General features: G+C 46.2%; 1 protein-coding gene. It reads right to left on the reverse strand.

Translation table 11 applies throughout. The annotated features are described in order from the left end of the window. A partial coding sequence (locus tag EAF07_RS10405; RefSeq protein WP_183121703.1) for a G5 domain-containing protein occupies positions 1–678 on the reverse strand: 678 nt, incomplete at both ends.

Below are 678 nucleotides of genomic sequence, written 5' to 3' on the forward strand. Positions count from 1 at the left end.
CTGTTTCTTGACCATCTACTGTTGTCACAGTATAGACAATCGTACGAACTCCATCTTTACCTTCTTGAACGACACGCGTTTCACCCTTCGCTAACTCTGGGTTCTCACGCGTTTGTTTCTCAAACGGTATCACTTCACTTTTGGTTTCATCTTTAACGACTGGCACAACGATTGGCGTTCCCGGAATAACGGTGACTTCTTTTGTACCAATTTCTGTGATTTCTGCTACTGCTGGGGTTGTCGTGTCTGATTTGACAACGCGACCTGTTTCTTGGCCATCTACTGTTGTCACGGTGTAAACAATCGTACGAACTCCATCTTTACCTTCTTGAACGACACGCGTTTCGCCCTTCGCTAACTCTGGGTTCTCACGCGTTTGTTTCTCAAACGGAATCACTTCGGTCTTGGTCTCATCTTTAACAACTGGAGCAGGTGGAGTCACACTCACTTCTTTTGTACCAATTTCTGTGATTTCTGGCACTGCCGGGGTTGTCGTGTCTGATTTGACAACGCGACCTGTTTCTTGGCCATCTACGGTTGTCACAGTGTAAACAATCGTACGAACTCCATCTTTACCTTCTTGAACGACACGCGTTTCACCCTTCGCTAACTCTGGGTTCTCACGCGTTTGTTTCTCAAACGGAATCACTTCGGTCTTGGTTTCATCTTTAACGACTG

This window comes from Streptococcus hillyeri (assembly GCF_003686955.1).
In the GTDB taxonomy this organism is placed as follows: Bacteria; Bacillota; Bacilli; order Lactobacillales; family Streptococcaceae; genus Streptococcus; species Streptococcus hillyeri.